General features: G+C 44.6%; 22 protein-coding genes. 3 read left to right on the top strand and 19 right to left on the bottom strand.

Features of this window, described 5'->3' with window-relative positions; all coding sequences use genetic code 11:
• Positions 1-2 precede the first annotated feature (2 nt).
• From PT964_RS07550 to PT964_RS07470, 17 genes are all read right to left on the bottom strand, one after another.
• Positions 3-1757: a DEAD/DEAH box helicase gene (locus tag PT964_RS07550; RefSeq protein WP_274362728.1), complete on the bottom strand. Its 1755-nt coding sequence runs from the start codon at positions 1755-1757 to the stop codon at positions 3-5.
• Positions 1758-1768: 11 nt separating this feature from the next.
• Complete coding sequence (locus PT964_RS07545) at positions 1769-2131, bottom strand: hypothetical protein (protein ID WP_274362727.1); 363 nt, start codon at positions 2129-2131, stop codon at positions 1769-1771.
• A 19-nt stretch (positions 2132-2150) separates the two neighbouring features.
• Positions 2151-4058 carry a DNA cytosine methyltransferase gene (locus PT964_RS07540; protein ID WP_274362726.1) on the bottom strand — a complete coding sequence of 636 codons (1908 nt, stop codon included), beginning with the start codon at positions 4056-4058 and terminating at the stop codon, positions 2151-2153.
• 106 nt (positions 4059-4164) lie between these two features.
• Positions 4165-4560: a RusA family crossover junction endodeoxyribonuclease gene (locus PT964_RS07535; RefSeq protein WP_274362725.1), complete on the bottom strand. Its 396-nt coding sequence runs from the start codon at positions 4558-4560 to the stop codon at positions 4165-4167.
• Positions 4535-5143: a dUTP diphosphatase gene (locus PT964_RS07530; RefSeq protein WP_274362724.1), complete on the bottom strand. Its 609-nt coding sequence runs from the start codon at positions 5141-5143 to the stop codon at positions 4535-4537. The genes PT964_RS07535 and PT964_RS07530 overlap by 26 nt, the downstream gene beginning before the upstream one ends.
• Entirely contained in the window at positions 5140-5682 is a 543-nt protein-coding gene (locus tag PT964_RS07525; protein ID WP_274362723.1) for a hypothetical protein, read from the bottom strand. Before PT964_RS07525 ends, PT964_RS07530 begins: the two co-directional genes overlap by 4 nt.
• 11 nt (positions 5683-5693) lie before the next feature.
• Positions 5694-6785 (bottom strand): DNA polymerase III subunit beta, encoded by a 1092-nt coding sequence (gene dnaN / locus PT964_RS07520; RefSeq protein ID WP_274362722.1) that lies wholly within the window; start codon positions 6783-6785, stop codon positions 5694-5696.
• Between the two features lie 1508 nt (positions 6786-8293).
• On the bottom strand, positions 8294-9169 hold the full coding sequence (locus PT964_RS07515) for a phage replisome organizer N-terminal domain-containing protein (protein WP_274362721.1): 876 nt from the start codon (positions 9167-9169) through the stop codon (positions 8294-8296).
• 6 nt (positions 9170-9175) lie between these two features.
• Positions 9176-9478, bottom strand: a complete 303-nt coding sequence (locus PT964_RS07510) for a LexA family protein (RefSeq protein ID WP_274362720.1) — start codon at positions 9476-9478, stop codon at positions 9176-9178.
• Positions 9475-11991, bottom strand: coding sequence for a DNA methyltransferase (locus tag PT964_RS07505; protein WP_274362719.1), 2517 nt, complete (start codon positions 11989-11991; stop codon positions 9475-9477). Before PT964_RS07505 ends, PT964_RS07510 begins: the two co-directional genes overlap by 4 nt.
• Positions 11992-11998: 7 nt before the next feature.
• Positions 11999-12520: a hypothetical protein gene (locus PT964_RS07500; RefSeq protein WP_274362718.1), complete on the bottom strand. Its 522-nt coding sequence runs from the start codon at positions 12518-12520 to the stop codon at positions 11999-12001.
• Positions 12517-13521, bottom strand: coding sequence for a phosphoadenosine phosphosulfate reductase domain-containing protein (locus PT964_RS07495; protein ID WP_274362717.1), 1005 nt, complete (start codon positions 13519-13521; stop codon positions 12517-12519). Before PT964_RS07495 ends, PT964_RS07500 begins: the two co-directional genes overlap by 4 nt.
• A gap of 405 nt (positions 13522-13926) precedes the next feature.
• Entirely contained in the window at positions 13927-14349 is a 423-nt protein-coding gene (locus PT964_RS07490) for an ORF6C domain-containing protein (protein WP_274362716.1), read from the bottom strand.
• A gap of 4 nt (positions 14350-14353) precedes the next feature.
• Entirely contained in the window at positions 14354-15466 is a 1113-nt protein-coding gene (locus PT964_RS07485) for a ParB N-terminal domain-containing protein (RefSeq protein ID WP_274362715.1), read from the bottom strand.
• A gap of 13 nt (positions 15467-15479) precedes the next feature.
• Positions 15480-15740, bottom strand: a complete 261-nt coding sequence (locus PT964_RS07480; RefSeq protein WP_274362714.1) for a stage V sporulation protein S — start codon at positions 15738-15740, stop codon at positions 15480-15482.
• A gap of 108 nt (positions 15741-15848) precedes the next feature.
• Positions 15849-16025, bottom strand: a complete 177-nt coding sequence (locus tag PT964_RS07475) for a hypothetical protein (protein WP_274362713.1) — start codon at positions 16023-16025, stop codon at positions 15849-15851.
• A 177-nt stretch (positions 16026-16202) separates the two neighbouring features.
• The gene (locus PT964_RS07470; RefSeq protein ID WP_274362712.1) at positions 16203-16436 is read right to left on the bottom strand and encodes a helix-turn-helix transcriptional regulator; all 234 of its coding nucleotides are present in this window, start codon (positions 16434-16436) and stop codon (positions 16203-16205) included.
• 93 nt (positions 16437-16529) lie between these two features.
• Between PT964_RS07470 and PT964_RS07465 the strand changes: the two genes are divergently transcribed.
• Together PT964_RS07465 and PT964_RS07460 are read left to right on the top strand one after the other, a co-directional pair.
• Positions 16530-17432: a helix-turn-helix domain-containing protein gene (locus tag PT964_RS07465; RefSeq protein ID WP_274362711.1), complete on the top strand. Its 903-nt coding sequence runs from the start codon at positions 16530-16532 to the stop codon at positions 17430-17432.
• 20 nt (positions 17433-17452) lie between these two features.
• Entirely contained in the window at positions 17453-19015 is a 1563-nt protein-coding gene (locus PT964_RS07460; RefSeq protein WP_274362710.1) for a recombinase family protein, read from the top strand.
• A gap of 190 nt (positions 19016-19205) precedes the next feature.
• Here PT964_RS07460 and PT964_RS07450 read toward each other — a convergent pair whose 3' ends face one another.
• Positions 19206-19922, bottom strand: a complete 717-nt coding sequence (locus tag PT964_RS07450; RefSeq protein WP_274362709.1) for a hypothetical protein — start codon at positions 19920-19922, stop codon at positions 19206-19208.
• A 12-nt stretch (positions 19923-19934) separates the two neighbouring features.
• Positions 19935-20687, bottom strand: a complete 753-nt coding sequence (locus tag PT964_RS07445) for an abortive infection family protein (protein WP_274362708.1) — start codon at positions 20685-20687, stop codon at positions 19935-19937.
• A 412-nt stretch (positions 20688-21099) separates the two neighbouring features.
• On the opposite strand from PT964_RS07445, the gene PT964_RS07440 reads away from it, so the two are divergent.
• Positions 21100-21810, top strand: coding sequence for a pentapeptide repeat-containing protein (locus tag PT964_RS07440; protein WP_274362707.1), 711 nt, complete (start codon positions 21100-21102; stop codon positions 21808-21810).
• The last annotated feature ends 29 nt before the right edge of the window (positions 21811-21839 follow it).

Genomic DNA, 21839 nt, shown 5'->3' with positions numbered 1-21839 from the left:
TCTTATGCTCCTTTTGCTTTGCTTTTCAGCTTCTCGATAACTTTGTCCAAGTGCTTACCGATCTCAATCTGGGCATTGGCCTTGTCCTCTTCGCTTTCCGTTTTCTCGCCCATAATTCCGGCAAACTGCGCCGTTTTAAATCCGAGGGCTTCCATCATTTGTTCGTCGCTGCCATTGCCACAAACAAGGTAATAGCTCAAAACAGAATCCTTTTGCCCCATCCGGTGCGTTCTGTCTTCACACTGCGAATGAATACCCGGCGACCAATCCAATTCCCCAAAAACATTGATGTTCGCCCGGTTCTGCAAACCGTCGATACCGGCAGCGGCCCGCAAGGAGATAATGATCAGGTTTGTTTCACCTTTGATAAACTTCTCCTTGGCCTGTTCCTTTTGGACATTCGTTTCAAGTCCTGTCACTCGAACTGGATTAAATGCCCGTAACTCTTCCATCCAAATTTCATAAACCTCATGGTGATATCCGTACAGCACAACCGCTTCTCCGGCTTCGAGGAGCATTTTAACGAATGTTGCGACATAAGGAGCTTTTGATATGCCGGTTGCTTGCCGCATCCTCTCACCGATTTCCCGCTTGGCACGACCCTTTTCAAATTGGTCTGAAATCCTGTCATATCGGGATATCAACTCCATAACCGAACGCATTTCTTTGATGAAAACTTTGTCGTCGGAATCGATGTCTTGAACAATACGACGCTTTGGCGGAAGCTCCGTGAGTACCTGATCTTTCGTTCGTCGCAGCATAAGCCCTTCACGCCGCAAATGATCCCCGAGCAATTCAGGATCCACTACAACATCCTCGTTGTATCCATAGCACCACTCCCGCGTGAAACTTCCCCAATCACCAAGGCATTGATGCTGAAGAATGTTCATGATGTAATAGATTTCTCCACCCTTGTTGTATATAGGAGTTCCGGAGAGCCCGATCGCATTCCCGGCACTTTCGGCCAGCAATGACGCAGCACTGTATTTTTCAGTTCCCGGATGCCGGAGTTCTTGGATCTCGTCGAACACAACAAATTCAAATTTGTATTCAGGAAGAGCTTGCTTCCACCCACGCAACAAACCGTAATGAATAATGTAAAATTGCGCTTCTGGAAGTTCGTAAGGTGTTAGTCCCTTAATGATATGGACCATCTTGCTTGTATCAGGGAATAAGGCAACTTCTCCCGGCAACAACTGAGGTTGAATGAAATTCATGATCTGGCTACGCCATTGCGTTTGGACGCTCGTTGGAACGACGATGATGCCTGGGAATTTAGCTTGTGTAGCTACCCAAGCCAAAGCCTCAACTGTCTTACCTAAACCCATGTCGTCAGCCAAAAGCGTCGGCGCATTGTTGTTTAAGAAAGCGACTCCTTCCTTTTGGAATTCAGTCAACTTTCCTTTGAATAGGAGTGAAGATGGTTCCGCTTTCTGTGGACCTCTCCGGATTTCTTCACGCCGGCGTACATATTCAACCGACTCACCAAATGCTTTATCCCACTGTTCCCGATCAACAACCTTCAACGGATACCGCATCATTAGCCAGTTCAAATCGCCATTCGTTCGTTTGTTTCGTTTGAATCGTGCGATTCCTCTTGTTCTTCCCTCTGCTCCCGGAAACAGGCGTTTTGCAGCCTGACAGACGGCAGGTTCACCTTCAATAATCCAGAAGTCACCTTCTAGCCTCAGAGTTCCATAGTAGTAATCGCTCTCACCCGGTTCTCGTAGATATGCCGGGAGTTCTAACGCATTCATGCCCAATCACCTCATTTACTGGCAATACCCCATAGTTTTCTTAAACCAATTGACCGCACCGGAATACCGATTATTTCTTCTGGAAGATCCATGTAACGCTCAATTACAAGTATTAATCCGGTAACAGAATCAAACTGTGCATACCGTTCCAGCTGTTTAAGAACCTGTTGCTCGTTTGGCTTTCCTTTCTTTGCCTCAATGCCGATTCCGTCAATCGTTAGGAAATCAATTCGATTTCTTGGACCAAGAGGGAATTCTCTTTGAAACTGAATCCCCTCTTTGTCAAGTTCCCGTGCAATGATTTCGTGCAACTTGTACTCACTGATAATGACATGGCTTCGGATTCGTTGGAGGGCGGTGATAACTCGTTCCATGATTCGTCGATCGACTCCGTTAATGAAGAATCGTAATTTCTGGTCGTTCCCATTGAGGCAGTACCCATACATCCTGAAAACTGAATTCAAATGATATTCCGGCCTCGGCGTTTGCCATCGCAATTAAAATGACATTACCCATAGCTGTTGCGGATTGAACGGGCACCGCATTCCCGATATATTCCCGAGCCTTCGCATCCGAGCATCCTTCGAGTTGGAAAGGCCGTCCGTCAGGTAGATGCGTAGGAAATCCTTGAAGCATAGCCAGCTCGAAAGTAGTCAGCGGTCTGTGCCATGTACCGTCCTCTGCAATGATTACCCAAACGCCACTTTCCTTATCGTCCGGGATTCGTGGGTCAGCTACGGCGGCTGCGCTTGCGTGAATATCTCCGCTTCCGATAACCGTCTTTCCGGGCTCATCCCATTGTTGGACCCCCATAGTTCCGGATCTCGGTGAACAGTTCATTCGTGGGTCGGCAACCAATTGAGCGCCACTTTGTACATCCGTTACGCCTGTTACCGTCGCGGCGGGTTTATCGATTGATTGCATGCGGTATTTGTCGGTGTAACGTCCCGGTCTATCAGAAATTCGCGGGTCTGCGATGCTTGCCGCCGACTGCATAATTCGATTTGCCGATCGAACCGTCTTTGCGGTTTCATCCCATTCTTGAACGCCATAACTATCCGGGTGCAGTTCTGTCTTACATCGCGGGTCCGCTATCGCAATAGCCCCACTCCCGAACCTTGTTCCTGTGACTGTAGGAGCTGGTTCATCCGCTCGGACGATTCGATATACTCCCGGATGCTTGCCGTCCTGCTTGTTTAGCCGTGGGTCACTGATACTGATTGCCCCGTTATTCGGTCGGTGTGCGCCGGTTACGGTTGTTCCCGGTTCTTCAAATTTGCAAACTTGATAGATTGATGTATGAGTGCCATCTTTAAATCCGGATCTTGGGTCCGATATAGCAGCCGCTCCATTGCTTCTACCAGGTCCTGCAGTTCCCGTAACGGTCCTTGATGTTTCATTCCATTCTTCAACCGCGTATGCACCGCCGCGAGGTTCATGGAGGATGCGGTACTGCTCCCAATCAATCTTGTTCAAATCTCTCCAATCACCTTTTGCCGGAATGAGTGCCAACCGCACCCATGTCTTCCATTGGAGATTAGGCAGCCTGTGAAGTGGCCCACCTCGCTCTGTATCTCCCGGCATCGGCAAAGGGCCGATAATGTCACCTATCGTTTTAAGCGGCTTTTTCGGTGGCAAATAACAGAAATTCGGCACTCTCTTTTCATTCCGAGCTAATATGAGAAACCTCATGCGATTCTGCCCAAGTCCGCCGATCTCGCCGAGGTTGTGGTCAGACCGTTGGTCATAAGCGAAGCCGTATCCTTTCAGCAGCTTCTTGATTTTCTCAAGAATGTGCTTTCCGCGAGTTGTGATTCGCGGCACGTTCTCGAAGTGTATGAACATCGGGAGTTCGTCGCCATACATCAGGCACGCTTTCAGGCATAAATCCAGCCCGCGAATTGTCAAAAGGTTCAACGCCTGGTATTTCTTCGACTTGGATTTCTCTCCCGGCAGAAGGCCGCTGAACCCCTTACACGGCGGCGAAAGGAAGATGTAGTCCGGAACTTGTTCACCAAACGCTTTCCACACATCGTACGGTGTCATTTCACGCCATTCCGTTGGAGGCTCATAGCCGTGCCAGTCGATGTACTGCTGCCGGTCAAAGAGATCCATGTTTACAGCTGTCTTTTCCCCGGTGATTAAATCGTGATTGTGGCACGTTACCGGGTCGTAATCGATGGAGCAGAGAATCTCGAAGCTGTGAACCTTTCCGTAGGCTTCGACCTTTGATTCTTGGAGACCTCGGCTAAAACCACCGATTCCCCCGAAAAGAATAGCTGCTGTACGCTCTGTTCTCATCGATCAGTCTCCAATCTCGTGAGTAGGTATTTTTAAAACATCATCTTCGATATAGGCGGTTACTTGGTTCGGATCTTCGAATTGCTCTTCATTAGCGTTTTTATTGTCATTGCTCATTGACAGGCACCCTCTCAAATTCAATTTCAATTCTCGGATTTTGCTTATCTACTGCGAATCGATGGGTTACGTCCCCGATCTGCTTCCATCCGTCGTTACTGATGATTCCGGCCTCTTTTATTCCGTCAAAAATGAACTTTTGCCCGGCCATGATGTTGTCTTTGTCGTGCCGCTTGTCTTTGCAGTGCCACGTGATAACGACATTCACCCGTTCCAACTTCGGCAACTTTTTCGCCGTCCAAGCTATTAGGTTTGTGTTTTCTTCTTTCATTTGCCGGTAGACGGACCAATGAGATTTAGCTGCATCAATGATTTCGTTAAGCGTTGGCAAGGCTCCCGGTATGACCAGTTTCATGCGATTAATAACCGGATGATTGTCTATCATGGTTTACGGCGTTCTTACTCATATAGGCATGTTCGATTTCCTCGAGAGAGAGATTCAACAAATGCCCTAAGTGCATAAACACATCAACCAATCTCCAATAGCACTTTGGTTTTTTGAGCGTATAAAGATTCACTAACCAAGTTGATATGTGCAGAAAACATTCGGTAATCTCATCAATATCTACTTCAACTGAATGAACGCTAGCTGCCATTTGATCGAACCCGGTCTCCAATCCAATCGACAATATGAAGTGCAGACAGTCTACGTATTCTTCTAACACGGCATTCTTCGGTCTCAGTCCTTGGTAACAATCGCACTCGCTACCATCTGGACGTAGGCTACGTCGTTCGCTGTCCATTGCTTCCCAATAGTCACAGAGTTTGCAACCTCCGCTCCATCTTTGAAGCGGTTCCTGCTTGTTGCTCCAAAACTTGAAGCCGCGCCATTCATTTGCCAGTTCCCCGAGTTCAACTTGTAGAGCAAGTATCTTTTTGGGGAGGAGGTCTTGTCCCTCCATCCCCTTTTCCGAAACAATCCGTTCGTCTAATGCTTTCTGCATTTCAAACAGTTTGGAAAGGTTCATTCCGATACCGCCTCCGTCAATTCCTTGATTGTCGTATCGTTTCCGCTCTCGCTAACTCGGATGGGGAGCACAAGTAAATCCCCTCCGGCTAAGTAAACCGGCTTAAGCGGACTGTTTCCTTGCGTCTTAATGTCCGAGTCTCCTTCTGCCAGTTTGAAGTAGTCCTCGTCATTGAATGCGAAATGTTCGGGGAATTTTAACACCCTAGCAAAATGCTTCTCCCCTATTTCTTTCATAAACGGTGTGACTTCACCGATGGCGTCCTGCTTGTCTGGTTGATAGATGTTGTCGTACTTGACCGGCTTTGTTTCCGATTCTTGCCCGGCGAATATATTCAGCGTCTGTCCGACTTCGGGGATTTTGCAGAACACCGAGAACAACTCGATCTTCACCTCACGCGGCAATTCATCGAACCGGACCAACCAATGCCGATTGGTGATGAAATGCCGATTATCTTCGCGGGACCAAACCATTCCTCCGCGTGTTCTGCCGTATCGGATTCTTTTGCATAATTCCTTGATATTGATCTTAGTTTTCAATTGGATTCCTCCTATGCAGTACGGTAAGGCTGAATGAGCTGAAAATTATTTTCCTCACCTTCGCCTTTCAAAATCAGTGGTTTCATATCGCCTACGTAATGGATAACTACCTTGTCTGTATCAATCGCCTTAACCGCATCCATTACGTACCGGGCATTGATGGATAACTTAAAGCCCTCGCCTTGCAAACCGATGATTTCCAATGATTCGACGGCATGGCTGCCTTCTGTTTTGGACTCGATCTCCAACTCTTCTCCAACCGTGATAACGATTTGATTTGTCTTTTCTTCCGTAGCGATGATGTATACTCTCTCAATCGCCTGAAATAGCTTTGAAGTCGAAACCGTGACCAAGGAATTAAAACCCGTCGGGATCGTCCGATCAACATCTGGGTATGTACCCTCTAACACCCTCGAAATGAATGTCACTTCTTTGGTTTTAGCCATGAACCGATTGTGTGAAATCGACAACTCAACTGGATTTGTATCTATGATCTTGAGCAATTCACTTAAACTCTCAGCGCTTACGACCACAGATACGACATTTTCGTTTTCAAACTCACTTTCAACTCGGGCTAAACGATGCCGGTCGCACCCGGATAATTTGATCTTGTTCTCTTCAAACTGAAAATGAACTCCGGTAAGTATCGGCGTTTTTTGATCTGCGGTTGTAGCGAAAATTGTTTGATTAACCAGTGACCTTAACTTGTCGCCGGGAATTTTGACTGTCGATCCGGAAACTTCGTGGAAGAGTGGAAATTCCTCTGCATCCAGACCCATCAGTTCAAACTTGGACTTCCCGCTTTTGACGGTCACTTGCAGCCCCTTTACTTCGATGCTTAGGTCCTCCGTCAGCTTCCGTACAATGTCGATGATCTTCTTCCCCGGTAAGACAATCCGCCCTGGCTCAACCATTTCGAAATCGTCTGGCTGAATTTCCGCCTTAATCGAGATTGACGTATCGCTTGCCGTCAACGTCAGGCCATTCTCGTCTGCCTGAAACAGAATTCCTACAAGAATCGGCATAGTCGCCTTGCTCGGCAAAGCCTTGGAAACCTGATCCAGTGGTTTCAACAAAACGTGCTTGTCGATGTTAAATTTCACCTGTAACCCTCCATTTTTAGAACATTTGTTCGATTTGATATTTGTAACTCGTCGCCGGAATAAGTGCTATTCCGCTTTTTAGGTATGAAATTGTGTATTACTGCAGTTTCTTCAGCTCATCAAACACGATCGTCTTTAAAGCGCTTTCGAACCCTCGGGGTATGTTGTACTTGCGGACGAAACCACGAACAAACTTATCGACATCCTTTGGTTTATAAATCCGAGTGAGGTCAATTAGGCTTTGTTTAGTAGCCCCGTAGTCGATAGTTCCTGACATTCGACTCATCACCTTCCTGTTGTTTGTTCAAGCTCCACCACCTCGTGGAGAAGTGATTTGATTTCTTGGGCATACGGCGCAAGGTATTTCTTTGCGTATTCATCAAACTCTTGTTGATCGGACCATATCCCGACCGGATGTATGATCGGAGCCAGTTTAATGCCCTCCGAGCGAATCTGTATGCTTGTCCCAAGGCTCCGGCAATTCCACATTCTAATAAGCAGCGGAATACCCTTCACGGCGTTGTAGTGAATAATTATGAGCCTGAATAATGTCGTCCATAGCTTCGAATCCATAGTGTTATATGGCCGTGGGTCCTGTAAGAGGTAGTCCATATCAATCGCTTATCCTCATGAACCGATGATCGAATACCTTTACCGGGTCCATACCTTTTTCGATTTCTTCTTTCGTCAATCGGAACCACACAAGCCGATCTTTCTTCGGATCCTTTGGGTGTTTGCATCGTTCAACCAATCGTCCTGCAAAGCTACGATCAAGACTCATGAGCTCAGCCGGTGACCATTCAGTGCTGAAGGCTGTTGGCAAATCGAATTGGTTTCGATGATTAATGACGTCCCAAGATGCGTCCGCCTCCCAATCAGGAACTTCACGGTTTCCGTTCTTGTCGCGTTTCTTAGTCTTGAAGAGGTCATCCCACAGAAGCACACCACGGAAGTTTTTCAACCGGTCATAGACTTCTCCTGGGTCTTCAAATCCGCTGTTCTTAATCTTGTTGAATTCCTCGCGATGCTGGAAGTATAAAACCGGAACCTTACGCTTCAACAACTCATTCCCGACAGCAAAGATTAAAGTCGTTTTACCGCTTCCAGGCTCTCCGCATAAAATTAAACCGTTGTCCTTTCTGCGATTCTCTTTGTCTCTTAGCCTTGAAAAATAATCATTTGAGGCTACTTCGACGTATTCTTTGCTTATTCTCAACGCTGTAAAGAAGAGATAATGCTTTCCCTCAGTCTTGTAGTCATCGAAGCTCACACGTTGAAATTCCTCGGCTATTCCGCTATTGTGAAGCCGACGCCTTGCGGCCTTCCATTCCGCGCATTCGCAGATTACTTCAACCCATTCACTCAATGCGATTTCTCGGTGCCCCGTGATGACATTATTTGGGCCGTAAATTGGGCGAGTCTCGACTTTTTGTTTCCCAGTCTCAGGGTCCATCACAGGCACAAGTTTAGTTAGCGGTTCGTCCTTACACTTTTCGCACTCGTACTTTTTAGTGACCAATCCCGAGGCTGTCGAATTGTTCCTCGCTGACTCTGCGGCTTCCCTTGCCCGCCGGAACACTTCTGCTAGCCGACTGTCCTTTATGGCCTGTCCCAAACTCATGAAGTCCGCCTTGCCCATTTTCATCACCACCAGTTGTTGTGTAATCTTCCCACCGTTCTTTGCTCAAGAAGGTAGCTGGGTGCATGATGTACTGTTTGTCGGTCCCCTTCCTTGCGCATTCCGCCGCATAATTATTTGCCGCTTTTATGATTTCTTCCGGATCAACACCTTTTTTAAGAGCTGCCTTCCACTTCTCAAGGGCAACTTGTCTGCCGACTTTCTTTGGGTGCACGTTCCAGAACTTTTCAAATTGAGGAGGTAACGACGATCCTTTATTAATTTCTTTATCTATATCTTGTTCTATATCTAGTTCTTGTTCTATTGCGTTACTTGTCGTTACATCATCAGTTACTGTAACGTTACTCTCCTTAAGTTCAAGTCGCTTTTTGTTCCGGTGTTCAGCTACTCGAAGCCTTGTTTGCTCTCGAATGCGGTCTAGTTTTTCGACTTCCTGATACTTTTCCCACTTCGGAAGGAAGATGCCGTGTTCGTCCATCTCGATCATTTCCAAGCGCCTGAACGTTTCGAGAGCAAGTTTTATTGTGTTAAGCTGCTTCTTGAATTTGTGAGCTAACATTTCGTCGGTGTACGGTATTTTTTCAGTCAAAAACACATACCCACCGGCATTACATTTCCCGGCCAAGGCGAGAAGTCGAATCCAAATAACAATTATTGCATCAGCTTCCGGAAGGCTTGAAATGAAGTCGATCTTCTCGTCCTCGAACATGTCCGTGGTGATTTTTATCCACTTAATATCAGCCACATCAAATCAACCTTTCGGGTCAAAAATGTATCTTCGGCCTTCCCACTGAATCACACTTGGAACGCCTTTATTGTGCTTTAAGACTTTAACCTCATTGATCTGCTTATGCTCAGAAATAACCTGTATTGCCCGTGCAGACGAGGGTATTCTTCTGATAAGCCCCTGCTTCTCAAGCTTCTCTAAATGCCCCTGAACTGTAGAAACTGACTTTAATCCTACTGCTGAGCCGATCTCTCTTACCGTTGGGGAAAAGCCTTTTTCATTGTTGTACTGGGAGAGAAAAGCTAGTATTTCGTCTCTCTTGCTCATGCTCTCCCCTCCGCTAAATCCATGAAGTCAAACAGTGTAGGAACATTAACCAATGCTTCTGCAGCCTTCAGGTAGCCGATGCTATCCCGGAAATAATCTGTGTTCAATTCGATTGTGTAGCCTCTTCTACCCATCTTCACGGCGTTGTAAGCGACTGTTCCTAATCCTCCGAATGGGTCAAGAACAACATCGCCGGGGTTTGAATAGCGATTGATGATTCGCTCGACAATATCATGTTGCAGGGGGCACACATGGAGTTGTTGCCTCTTTTGGCTCTGAGTTGTGTTAAGCGTCCTCATCCGGTTAATATCGTCCCATACTTCGTCGTGCCAACTCCCCGGAGCGACAACCATAAACGTTGCCGGAAGCTTTCCGTCTTTATCCAGTTTCTTAGCCAGTTCGACATGTTCCTCATAGCTGTAAATACTGTTCCGTGAGAACTTCCGATAGACCGCCTGCAGGTCGCTAACCGGTACCTTTGACAACTCTTCTTTCGCCATTAGTCGGTCGCCGCTCGATCTCCAATACCCATGAGCGTCAATCTGCCATTGCGCCCGTGTGTACTCTTCCTTGGATTTCATAACCGGTACATCCGCATAAGCCGTACTTGTATCGCTTGGAAGCTTCCGGAAGAGAAGGATGTACTCCGGGCAACCAACACCCATCTTCGTTCCGTCCTTGCATTGCTCCGTCCATCCGAGGCGGTACGTTTGGTTGTTCTCCCGAACAACGTCCGTAACGACTGTGATCATGCCGAAATACTGAAACCCATGTTTTTTGTAATGCGCGATACAGTCTGCATGGAATGGTTCCATCGTTGGCATTCCGGTACCCGTCGCGTTTCCGAATAGAACGCGATCTTTAACGTGACAAGCAAACACCCTTCCCGGTTTCAAGATCCGGAGGAGCTGAGGCGATAAGTAATCCATCTGCTCAAAAAATCTGGCCGTATCCTCGTTATGACCGAAATCGTTATAGCTTGGTGTGTATTCGTAATGATTGCTAAATGGAATGGACGTATGGATAAGATCGATGCTGTTATCCGGCATTTCTGAGGTTTCAAGAACACAATCGTTATTCACCGCGGTATACCATTCGGTTTGAATCTTCACTCTTTCAACTCCTATACTTCTGGCCAGCTTATCGATGACCGATGTTCCTGAAAGGCCGTACTTCTTTATGACCTCGATCATCTTGCCGACCAGGTAATCATGCTGCTTCCACTTTTGCAAAAGGACCTGAAGGATTTCCTTCTCGCTTTCCATGTAAATCACGTCGATGATGACTTTCTCCGTTTGCAAAAAGCGGTATATACGGTGAATTGCTTGGATAAAATCGTTAAATTGATAGTCGATACCGATAAAGATGGCTCTGTGACAATGCCGCTGAAAGTTACATCCGGATCCGGAGAGTTCTTTTTTCGTGGCAAACAGCTTGATCTCCCCATTTGAGAAGTCGATAACGCGATTTTCTCGAATCTCGTAGTCTTGGCTACCGAAAATGTCCACAACATCCGGCATAGCCGACTTGATCGTGTGGCGCTCATCCTCCAAGTCATGCCAAAGGATGAAATGTTCGTTTGGGCTGGCATCGATTATTTCCTTCGCCTTAGCTACACGAGCCGCGATACTCTCACGCTTTTCCTTGGCCGCATCCTTCAGTCCTACTGAGGCATCACGTAACAGTTTAAGTTGCCCGTCCTGCTCTGCCCCGGCCCCGCCATGATTAACAGGTATTTCGTGATAACGGACCTCAAAAGGCGGTAAATCGTATCCCTCGTCGGAATATTCAGAATTAACATCTGACGGACGGGTTATGAATAACGCCCAAGTGGACATCCATAACCAAAACTCGTCTTCGCGATGTGGATACAATGTCAGGTTGTTTGCCTTGGTGCTATCCCGTTGAAAGAACCTTGTCAGGGCTTGCCCAGTATCCATCACCTCAAGGTAGCCGGCGTAATGGATGAGCTCTTTATACTTGTTTGGGCTTGGTGTGGCCGTGCAAACAAGCTTATAAGGAACGCCTTTGAATTTATCCAAGAAAGTTTGATATGTCTTAGAACCAAAGCTCCGTAAAACCGCCGCTTCATCCAGCGAGGTTGCCGTGAAGAATTTTGGGTCAATATCCCCGTCCCGTACCCGTTCATAGTTCGTCAGCAGGATCGTTGCCGTTGATTGCCTGACCTCTTCCATCGTCCGGACGTATTCAGGCTTATCCATGCCAAGCAGCTCTACGGCATCCCGTTCAAACTCTTGTTTCACGCCGAGTGGTAAAACGATGAGCGCCTTGCCGCCTTGCTTCTCGGTTACGATGCGGCAAAACTCAAGTTGCTGGACTGACTTCCCGAGGCCGAATGATTCGAATAGTGCCCGTCTGCCACCTTTTACCGCCCACCTTACCGCATCCCTCTGATGCGGCTTTAATCTTGGGTTTAAGTCATCCGGAGAGACTTCAAAGCCGGTTTCCTTTGCGATTTCTATTTTTGATTTTAAAAAATCAATGTAACTCAAAGTCTTCTTATCCCTCCTTCATTGGCTTTCTCTTTTTAAGAAAGAACCGCTTCAATCCACGACTCCTCTTATCTTTTGTCATTAATCCTATCTCCCGGCTTGTCATCGGTGGTTGTGTAGCCGCCCTTTCAATATCCCACCCCGAACTTAACCGCCGATGAAAGGTTCGTTCTTTAATTCCATTCGCTTCTGCCAGTCGTTTATAATGCTCAGGATACTTCCGGGTTGCTTCATGCATTACCTTGGCGAGTGCCTTGCGGTCTTGAAGCGGTTGAGTAGCAGCTCGTTCCGGTTCCCAACCAAGCCGATTGACTCGATAAGTGTATGTTCTGTAGCAAATACCGTTCCTCTCAGCGATTTTTACCCACCTGTTGTTATGGGATGCGCGTTTCCGTGGTGGGGTTGTCATTGCCTTATCTTTCGACCATCCAAGTTGTCGGACACGATTATAGAATATAACTTGGCTGATTCCATTTTTCGCGGCCTGTTCAAATTCTTCCGGTGTTATATAGAAGTCGTAAGGATTCATTCCGGCACCTCACAAGAATCAAATGAGTCCACGAAACATCCGCAACCGCCAATATCGAACAGGTCAATCTGCTGGTCGTTTTCAACCTCGTAATGAAGGTCGCGGATCGGGAACGGCTTACCATCACGCTTCATAAAGCTGTACTGCTGGATGTGTGCATACCGCGGTGCCGCACTCCCCGCTGGATGAATAAAAAGCTTCGGCTTTGGGGCTCGATCGTAAAAGTAATCCCGATATGCGTCGTCTAGTTCCGCAAGCATGATCTCCTGAACGTGCAGTGGTATACGATCTTCCTCTGGAACCTTATCGTTCGTGATGTACCGATACGCCGAAACACACATTTTCAGGTGATGCTCCTGCTCCATGATCTTGGCGAATACCTCTGGCATCCGTTCTTTCAGCAACTTGTAATGCCCCTGCCCCGCCTTTACACAGCGACCGTTGCAATTGTTATGGCTGAATCCATAGTCGTAGAGAACAGGACGCTTTATGTCGTATTTCTTTAGCGAATCCTCTTTCCAAATGTTGTGATCGATAAGCGGCATTTCGACTTTGAACGGCTGCCAGTTCTCCCGAATTGCCTTTTCCCTGTGCATCTCGTCAAATCCGATGCCGAAGTATAACGTGGCGTTCGTTGTGAAATCATGCTCTTTTAGGTACTCAGCGTTTCTCCATTTTTCAATAGATGGACGTATGCCTTTCTTCAAGAAATCTTTAGCCACTTTCATTTTGAGTATCTTCGAGCAATCCCCGATCATGGAGTTAAAAACGAGCTTCTTTTCAAACATCAATTGTATTGGAGTTAATCCGGCGCTATGCGTAAGCATGGGCAGTTGTAGTTTGTCACTGGATTCGTCGGTAAAACGGTACAAGTCCGGCGATTCCCAAAGAGTGTCAGTGAAGTAAAGCAAGATGTTGTCTTCTGGATGTTGCTCCTTCACCCAATCCGCTACTGCCATGCTTGCGGTGCCTCCGCTGAAGAAGACGATGTGGTTTTTCAATTACCACCCCTCCTACCTACTCCCATAAGCAGAGCTCCGCCATCTGCTTCCAATGACGGTTCGCTTTTTTTGGTAAGCCTCTGAAAAAACTTTTTCCCCAATCCTTTTCATAAAAATGTTAGAATGGAGGCGACAATTACTTTGCCGAGTGATTATCGCCGAATGAAACACTCCAAAAGCTTCTGAAAAGCTGACTTTGCAGAGTCGGCTTTTCTCTTTTTACCAACGTTCGCGTTTTTTCGTTCAAACTGTTGCCGCTTCTCCAGGGAGAGATAAACCCCTTCGACTTTAACCTTCATCTGAACACCACCAATACATAGAGAAAAACAAAGGTAGGAATTAATAACAGTACTGAAATTACATCTTCAAACTTCATGTAGCGGAGAATTTCACGAATCTGGTCCATCAGATGTAATCCTCCGGCCTAAAATTCTGAACGAAATCAACGGCATCATCGAAGTCGATTCGGCGAATGTGGGAATATTTAGCTACACTGAATTGATCTTTCAGCTTACTCCAAATCATCCGGCGATAGCGTCCCACCATATCCTTGAATTTTTCGTCCGATTCTTTGAAACGGTCTTTTGTTAAGGTGTTGGATTTCATTCGAACCGCATACTGCAGCTGATAGCATTCGGAGTCGGATAAGGTGACGCTATCCCTGACCTCTTGAACCATGATCTGAACTTCTTCTACCTTCTCGTTAACATCCGCATGCATTTGCTTGATGCCTTCGACCAAAACTCTGATCGCCGCGCCCTGTGCTTCCGTAAGATGCATTTGCCGTTCGACAATACTGAGGAAATCCGGTTGTTCTGCCAAAGCCATTTGCTTAAACCACCTTTCTGCCGTTTACAGCCGGTTTAATTTGGTCTATGAAGGTTTGGAGCATGTCCAAACTTTCCAATAGCCGCTTTTTCTCGCTACTACTTGCGTTCGCAACTGCCCCGAGCATGAAGGAAGTGATTCCGACTTTTTGAAGAAACTGTTTGATATGTATGCTGACTTGAATCGTGCTGTTATCCGCTTCAAATCGGAGTTTCTTCATTTGAGCTTCTGCCATTTGCTCGTCAAATTCCGCTGGCTGCTGAAGCTTCAGTGTCTCCAACTCTTCCTTCGCACGTTGATACCCGGATCTTAAATGCTCCATTTTTAAGCGTTCGTTTTGTAATTCTTCGTCCAACTTTGCCTTCCAAAGCTTTTCTTGCTGTTTTAACCGGGTTTCTGCTTCACTTTCTTTTTCCCGGATGAACACCGCTGTTTCTTCTTGATGCCGCTCCACAGCAGCGGAGACAGCCTCTTCAACTTGTTCCGCCGGCACAGCGTTCTTAAACTGCCGTTTGAGCTTGTCCGCCTCCTGTTCGGCCAGTTCAGCTCGTTCCTCCGCTGCCCGAAGTTCAGATTCCAAACGTTCTTTCGTTTCGATGAAGGCGCGATGCGTACTGATAATGCCGTCATCTAACTGTTGAATGATCTCAGGCGTTGCATTTTCGGCTATGAACTTGGCTTTATCGTATTGCTTCCCGCTGCCAAATCCGGCCTGCTCTGCAACAATGTCCCTTACTTGCCCGGATTCATGGTCAGGTAAATTTTCCTTACCTGCCATACGTTCTTTTGCCTTAAGCTTTTCGACTTGCTCCAAGCGTTTAGCCCATTCAACACGTTCTGAGAAGGTGAATTCCTTCCGGTGCTCGTTCTCGGAAATCTCAAGCTTCAATTGGTGTTCGAAATCCGTTACTGTCATAATCCTTACTTCGATTTGTTGGAACCCCAAATGTTTGCAGGCTCTTAGTCGGCGTTCCCCAGCGATCAGCTCATATTCCGGTGTAACGACCGGCGGATTGATCAGCCCGTTTAACTTTATGTCCTCCGCGAGTTCTTCGATGTTTCCGAAGTCCTTTCGGATACGGTCACTTACTTTGATTTTTCTAATATCGATTAACAACTGCTTCAGCCCCTTATCGCGGTTCAACAATAAGCTTAATTGCCGTCCGGTCCTCTCCATCGATCACGATATCCGTAAATGCAGGGATACAGATCAGGTCCACACCTTGCGGTGCTACGAAACCGCGTGCGATTGCGACTGCCTTAACCGCTTTATTCAGTGCACCAGCTCCGACAACTTGTAGTTCAGCTCTTCCCTTTTCCCGAAGAACAGCAGCCAATGCCCCTGCTACAGAACTCGGATTAGATTTTGTGGATACTTTCATTAATTCCATGTGTTATGTACCTCCAAAATTTTAATCTTTTAATCTACTTTTCTATCCTAGTAACTCTTTGAAAACTGATTTCATTTGAGTGCAAAAGAAGGTGGGCGGTTCGCCCGATCATTTTTCCTCTTGTTGTTTAATTAAGCGTTCTTCGAAAATCGATCGAATGATTTCGCCAACTCGCCTGTCTATTTCGTCATTTTCTTCTTGCGTTTTTGCAACCATCGAATCATCAATGTGGCAAATGGTGTTCCCAAACTGATAAGTGGCTGCGTATTCGCCGGTTTTCTCCAAGATGTTTCACCTCAATAAATGTGTATGCAGGATAATTTGTCCACCCTTCGTACAATGTTTGATAATTTTTTTATCATTATAGGCATAAAAATAAATTCCGAGAAAAAGATCGCGAAATTTTGTTGACGATAAAATAAATATCATGTACTATTGACTATAGATAATATTTTTATCTGTTTATGCTTTTTGTGGAATGTTTTGGAAGTAATCCGGGAATAACTCTTCAACGGGTGCTCCCAACACGTCGGACAACTTGAACATTGTATCCCTGCCCGGCATCAATGTTCCGCTCTCAATCAATCGAATATAAACTTCAGAAACACCGATCATGGACGCAACTTTCTTTTGGGTCCCTATTTTTTTGCGATGGCGTGAAAATGCTTCTCTGCGTTTTGAAACTCTTTTTGTCATTTTTTCCCCTCCTTTCTGTACCTCGATTATATTTGATAATTTTTTTATCGTCAATGACTTTTTGATAAATATTTTAGCGTGAGGTGTTTTGTTGTGAAAATTGGGAAAAGACTCAGTGAATTAAGGAGTAAAAAACACATTACGCAAGATGAAATGGCGGAAATACTTGGGGTAAAGCGACCTAGATACAACGCTTGGGAAAATAACATTTCCAGTCCTGATATTGAGTACCTGGTTAAACTGGCTGAATTTCATAATGTTACACTCGACTTTTTATTGGGTAAAAGTGACGATAGTTCTCCTGTAAGTTTACAACTACAATTAATTGAGGATATCGAGCCTAACGAGAAGCTCGCGGAGAAACTAAAATACCTCAGGTTAAAAAATAAAAAAACGATTGAAGAAGTTGTTGACGACTTAAGAATGAATGGTTATCCGTTTTTCATTAATAAATTTATTTACAGTGGCCTTGAACAAGGTTATATACCTAATGGTTACGGTTCACTCCTTCAATCGATAGCAGATTATTTTGATGTCTCCCTTGAGTATCTTAATAGTGATGAAGAAGTCCCGAATCTTGTTGACATAGAAAAATTAGATGATGTTCTAATTCCTCTTGTTGGAACCATTTGCGCCGGTGATGGTCTTTTGGCAAGCCAAAATATTGAGGATTACTTGAGATACCCATTTCCTACAAAAAGACAGCCAGACTTCGCTCTAAAAGTAGATGGAAATTCAATGATAAACGTTGGTATTGAAAGTGGAGATATTGTTTTCATGCGTGAAGCAAAGTGGGCCGAGTACAACGGACAGGTCGTAGCCGCTATTATCAACGGAGAAGATGGTACACTCAAAAGAATGAAATGGACCGAAGGATCTCCTAAAATACAATTGATACCTGAAAATGAAAAGTTCCAAACAATTGAAGTTTGGCCTAATGAAGTTCAGATTTGCGGAGTATACATGGGGCATTTCAAACCAGAGAGACATATTTAAAATCTACAGGAGTTGTTCTTATGGACCAAGTAGCTATATACCTACGTAAATCCAGAGCAGACGAAGAAGCAGAGCGGCGCGGTGAAGGCGAAACATTAGCAAAGCACAAAAAAGCATTATTGAAAACTGCAAAGAATTTTAATCTTAATATTGTAAAAATTTATGAAGAAATCGTTTCTGGAGAATTCATTGATTTCCGACCCGAGATGCAGCAGCTCCTAAAAGCTGTTGAAAACAATGAATATGATGCCGTATTAGTCATGGATGTTGACCGCTTCGGACGCGGAAACATGCAGGAACAAGGAATGATTCTTGATGCATTTCGTAAATCAAAGACAAAAATAATAACTCCCCGAAAGGTATATGACCTTACGGATGAGTTCGACGAAGAATACAGTGAATTTGAAGCGTTCATGGCCCGTAAGGAACTCAAAATAATAAACAGACGTTTGCAGGGAGGTCGCATCCGCTCTGTTGAAGATGGTAACTATTTAGGAACAAGACCGCCTTATGGTTATATGATTAAATATGACGATCGAGGTGGTCGTTTACTGGTACCACATCCCGAACAAGCGCCGATCGTCCAAATGATATTTGAGTGGTACACCGATCCCGTAAACGGGATGGGCAGCAGTAAAATAGCAAGTGAACTGAACAAACTTAAACTCCCTTCTTATACAGGAATAGCTTGGAAGCCGGCATCCATAATAACGATGCTTAAAAATATTGTTTACATCGGGAAAATTGCATGGAAAAAGAAAGAACAGAAGAAATCAAAAGTACCAGGAAAAAAACGAGAAACAAGAACAAGAAATGTTGAGGAATGGGTAATCGCAGATGGAAAGCATGACCCACTAGTTGACAAACACATATTCGAAATAGCGCAAGAAAAACTGAAAGAAAAATATCATTCGCCATTCCAATTAGACGAGAAAGGGAAACCGAAAATAGCAACAGCCTTAGCCGGGCTTATTAAATGTAGTATGTGCGGTTCTACTATGGTTTATCGACCCTACACAAACGCCCCAGCTCATTTACGATGCAATACACCGTCGTGCCAGAACAAAAGTTCTAGATATGAGTATGTTGAGAAAAAATTGATTTTGTCACTCGAAACATGGTTGAGTGATTACAAAGTTAAATGGAATCAACCCACCACAAATTCCGGAAACGAGAATAAAATTATGTTTATCAAGAAATCGATCGCATTTCTTGAAAAGGAATTATCTGAGTTTCAGCAACAAAAAAATAAATTGCATGACTTTTTGGAACGAGGAATATATGATGAACAAACATTCTTGGAACGTTCTCAGAATATCGCCGAAAGAACAAATGAAATAATCAGAACAGTTGAACAGAAGAAAAAAGAATTACAGGAAGAGGAATTGAGGAGTCAGGCTACCGAAAAGTTAATACCACTTGTCGAAAGTGTACTAGAGGCATACAAATTAATAGGTGCTGGCGACGAGGTTAAAAAGAATTATCTTCTTAAGTCGATACTCCACTATGCGGTTTATCGTAAAGAAAGGCATCAACGAGATGATCAGTTTACTTTAGTACTACGTCCGAAAAAACGGGTATAGATAATACGTCTATGATGTTGATGTAATTTCGTTGCCTTCTTTATCCGTGCCGATCGGGTCGTGAAGCGATACGTCCTTTCTTGTCTTCTTGAGCGAGCGCAGGTGCATAAGAATTTCGATTCTAATGTCAAAAGGGTGCGTAGTCAAGCGTTCATCTTTTCTTAAAATACTGCAACAGAAGTTGTTGATATTAAAACACATCAAGCTCTTTATTGGTCAATGTATATACAGGATACCCGTTTATTTCAGTTGACTTTAAGTATCCTTGTTCACAAAGTTCATCCATGCGTCTTTTCAATACTATCCCTGTCTTCTTATAACTTTTCGTACCTTCTTCTTCAGTGTTAAAGCGTCTGTTCACCGTTTCCATCGAAATAATTTCTCCAGGTTTATAATTACTTTTCAAATAACTTAGTATCCCATAAGACCTCATTCCAAACCAAGGTAATATTGCTGCCATTTCCTCGGTACTGTCTAAAATATCCTTCTCGACTTCTTCCGGTATTTGTACGTCTTTCCCTTTCAGGTAGTCCAAAACACTCACAATGTCGGTTCGATTATTCGTGTTAGTCTCATGAATCTGTTGTAGATAGCTTTGGATTTCCTCGAAATTCCTTACAGCAAACGAAAGGTCATCCTTTACGTGTTGAAGCTGAATTACTTTTTCACTCATGTTTTCAAGTGTTCGCTGCAGGTTCTCCGTCTGCTTCGACGAGGAAAATGTTTGGTAAAAAGCGTAAACTATTGCGATTATCGCTAAGAGTATCGATGATATACTTGAAACCAATGATATTTGATTTATAACGTCAGTCGAATCCTTGAATTTCCATGTAATAAGGCCGATTATGATTGAGCATAGAAAGAATATTATGAACCCGAAAACTAATTTTAACTCCCGAACAGTCAATGTTATCTTCTCCTATCCTACTTTCGAGTTTATGTACTGTAAAACCGACCGTGCAATATTGATAAATAGAATCGCTTCTGGTTCGTCCAACAGAACCTCGTTAGGGTGAGACATACTTTCCCGGTTCCTAATCGGATTAAAGACATCGACTATCGCTCCAAGCGAACGAATCATTCTATCGACGTTCGGCGAATTGCTACCGCTATTTTGGAATGCCGGGTGATTATTCCTAAGTAGGCTGAAAAGCGCGGTAACGTTGGCATCGTCGTTAAATGAAATATTATTCTTGCGACAAAGCTCTTTCAAATACCCATGAAACAACGTATGAAGCCTATCGACCGCGCTAGTCGCACCAGTATTTTCAATCAAAGCCTTGGCGTCGGCAATCGCCCTTTCAACGAACTCAGACGTTATCGTTAGTTCCGGGTTCTCGACTACGGGAAACGATTCGCCTTCAAGGCGTCGAATCATTTCTTCGATTTCCGGTTTATGCTTCAGGCGCCGTTCGGCATGGTACTCGTTATCAACAGGACAATACGCTAATACGCCACGCAAAATTTTCGCTTGAGTTGGAGCGTCAACCGACGAAAGGATTTTCATAAATTTCTGTCGCGTGGTTCCCTCATACTGATTTGGGTCAATATCAAGACCACAGTACATCGGATAAAATTCTTCATGGCTTCTATATGAAAAGCCGACAAGATAACCACCATCTACGCCAATGTACCCATTAACAACCTTCATTGCTTCAATATTTGATAACAAGACTGTCGCCCCATTCAATTCTAGTTCATAACTAGATTATATATAGTCTAATCACTGGATGTAAACTTCAGGAAATCTTGAGCCAATTTTAGGACGTGCGAGTTAAAATGATGATAAAATCTTGTTGAAAACTGAAATATGTGGTACTATTTTCTCGCCCTGCCCCGCCCAGTTGAGAGATTGGGTACCAAGGGACGGTCTACGGACGGACTGGGGGCTAAAAGTCGTGGAGCACATGAAAGGGGTGGTTCCTATGGTGACAGCTATTGGTGAAATAGCCACTGTAGTAGGTTTCCTTAGCCTTGTTGTTGTAAAGGTTATCGCCTTTTTGACTGCCTCTCAATTGTGCGGGGTCAAATGCAACAGGACACAACAACCGCCTACGGTTGTTTTTTGCGTTTAGGGGGTATTTATGAATAAGGCGAGACGGAAATTCACTAAACGAAAGCAATCTAAAAAAGTTGAAGAACCTCGCCGAAATAAGTTCTTTAGCTATAAAGGTGAAGAAAGAACCGATAGGAATTTTCTATATAAAGACTTCAATAAAAGCGATTCTATACATTCCAGATTTACTCGTTCGAACTTTTCTTTCGTTAACTTTAACAAAGCGAGCATGAAATATTGTGGATTCAATGGAGCTACGTTTGTTGGAAGTGAGTTCAAACATGCAAAATTAACTGGAAGTCGTTTTCACGGTGCGGCATTTAAGGACACCCTTTTTTATCATACAAAGCTTGAAAGGGCTTCTTTTCATGGTGCTACATTTGAAAATGTAATCTTCTTCGGTACAAGCATTAGAAACATTCGAGGACTATCCCCCGATACCCCAGGCATTAGGATTATGAGTACTCCTCCAAAGCTGGAACTAAGTAAGCACTTAAAAGAGGCTATTGATTTAGCATTATGTAACATACACATTAAAGAATCGGAAACATTAAGGTTCAGAAAGCAACAACGCGATAACATTATAAATTTAATGATACTGCAAGAGCGCTTCGCTGAAGCAGACTTAATCCATGGACTAAAAATAGCACAAAGCAAGATTAACAAGGGTTTCCATACACTAAGTTACTTAATAGGGTTTATTAAGAGGGAGTTGGCGAGAGAGCTCGTCCACACGTAATAAGGCCTTGTTATTTTGCTCAAAGATAA

Origin of the sequence: Paenibacillus thermotolerans (genome assembly GCF_028745515.1) — a bacterium.
Classification (GTDB): Bacteria; Bacillota; Bacilli; order Paenibacillales; family YIM-B00363; genus Paenibacillus_AE; species Paenibacillus_AE thermotolerans.
The sequence above is the reverse complement of the archived record's forward strand: the minus strand, read 5'-3'. Positions and strand labels throughout refer to the sequence as shown.

Coding starts and splice junctions, on each gene's coding strand:
- PT964_RS07545 (WP_274362727.1), bottom strand. CDS start 2,131: ATGGAACGAGTTATCACCGCCCTCCAACGAATCCGAAGCCATGTCATT.
- PT964_RS07510 (WP_274362720.1), bottom strand. CDS start 9,478: ATGAGCAAGAGAGACGAAATACTAGCTTTTCTCTCCCAGTACAACAAT.
- PT964_RS07530 (WP_274362724.1), bottom strand. CDS start 5,143: ATGAACCTTTCCAAACTGTTTGAAATGCAGAAAGCATTAGACGAACGG.
- PT964_RS07540 (WP_274362726.1), bottom strand. CDS start 4,058: ATGAGAACAGAGCGTACAGCAGCTATTCTTTTCGGGGGAATCGGTGGT.
- PT964_RS07460 (WP_274362710.1), top strand. CDS start 17,453: ATGGACCAAGTAGCTATATACCTACGTAAATCCAGAGCAGACGAAGAA.
- PT964_RS07500 (WP_274362718.1), bottom strand. CDS start 12,520: ATGAATCCTTACGACTTCTATATAACACCGGAAGAATTTGAACAGGCC.
- PT964_RS07440 (WP_274362707.1), top strand. CDS start 21,100: ATGAATAAGGCGAGACGGAAATTCACTAAACGAAAGCAATCTAAAAAA.
- PT964_RS07535 (WP_274362725.1), bottom strand. CDS start 4,560: ATGATAGACAATCATCCGGTTATTAATCGCATGAAACTGGTCATACCG.
- PT964_RS07550 (WP_274362728.1), bottom strand. CDS start 1,757: ATGAATGCGTTAGAACTCCCGGCATATCTACGAGAACCGGGTGAGAGC.
- PT964_RS07490 (WP_274362716.1), bottom strand. CDS start 14,349: ATGGCTTTGGCAGAACAACCGGATTTCCTCAGTATTGTCGAACGGCAA.
- PT964_RS07470 (WP_274362712.1), bottom strand. CDS start 16,436: ATGACAAAAAGAGTTTCAAAACGCAGAGAAGCATTTTCACGCCATCGC.
- PT964_RS07480 (WP_274362714.1), bottom strand. CDS start 15,740: ATGGAATTAATGAAAGTATCCACAAAATCTAATCCGAGTTCTGTAGCA.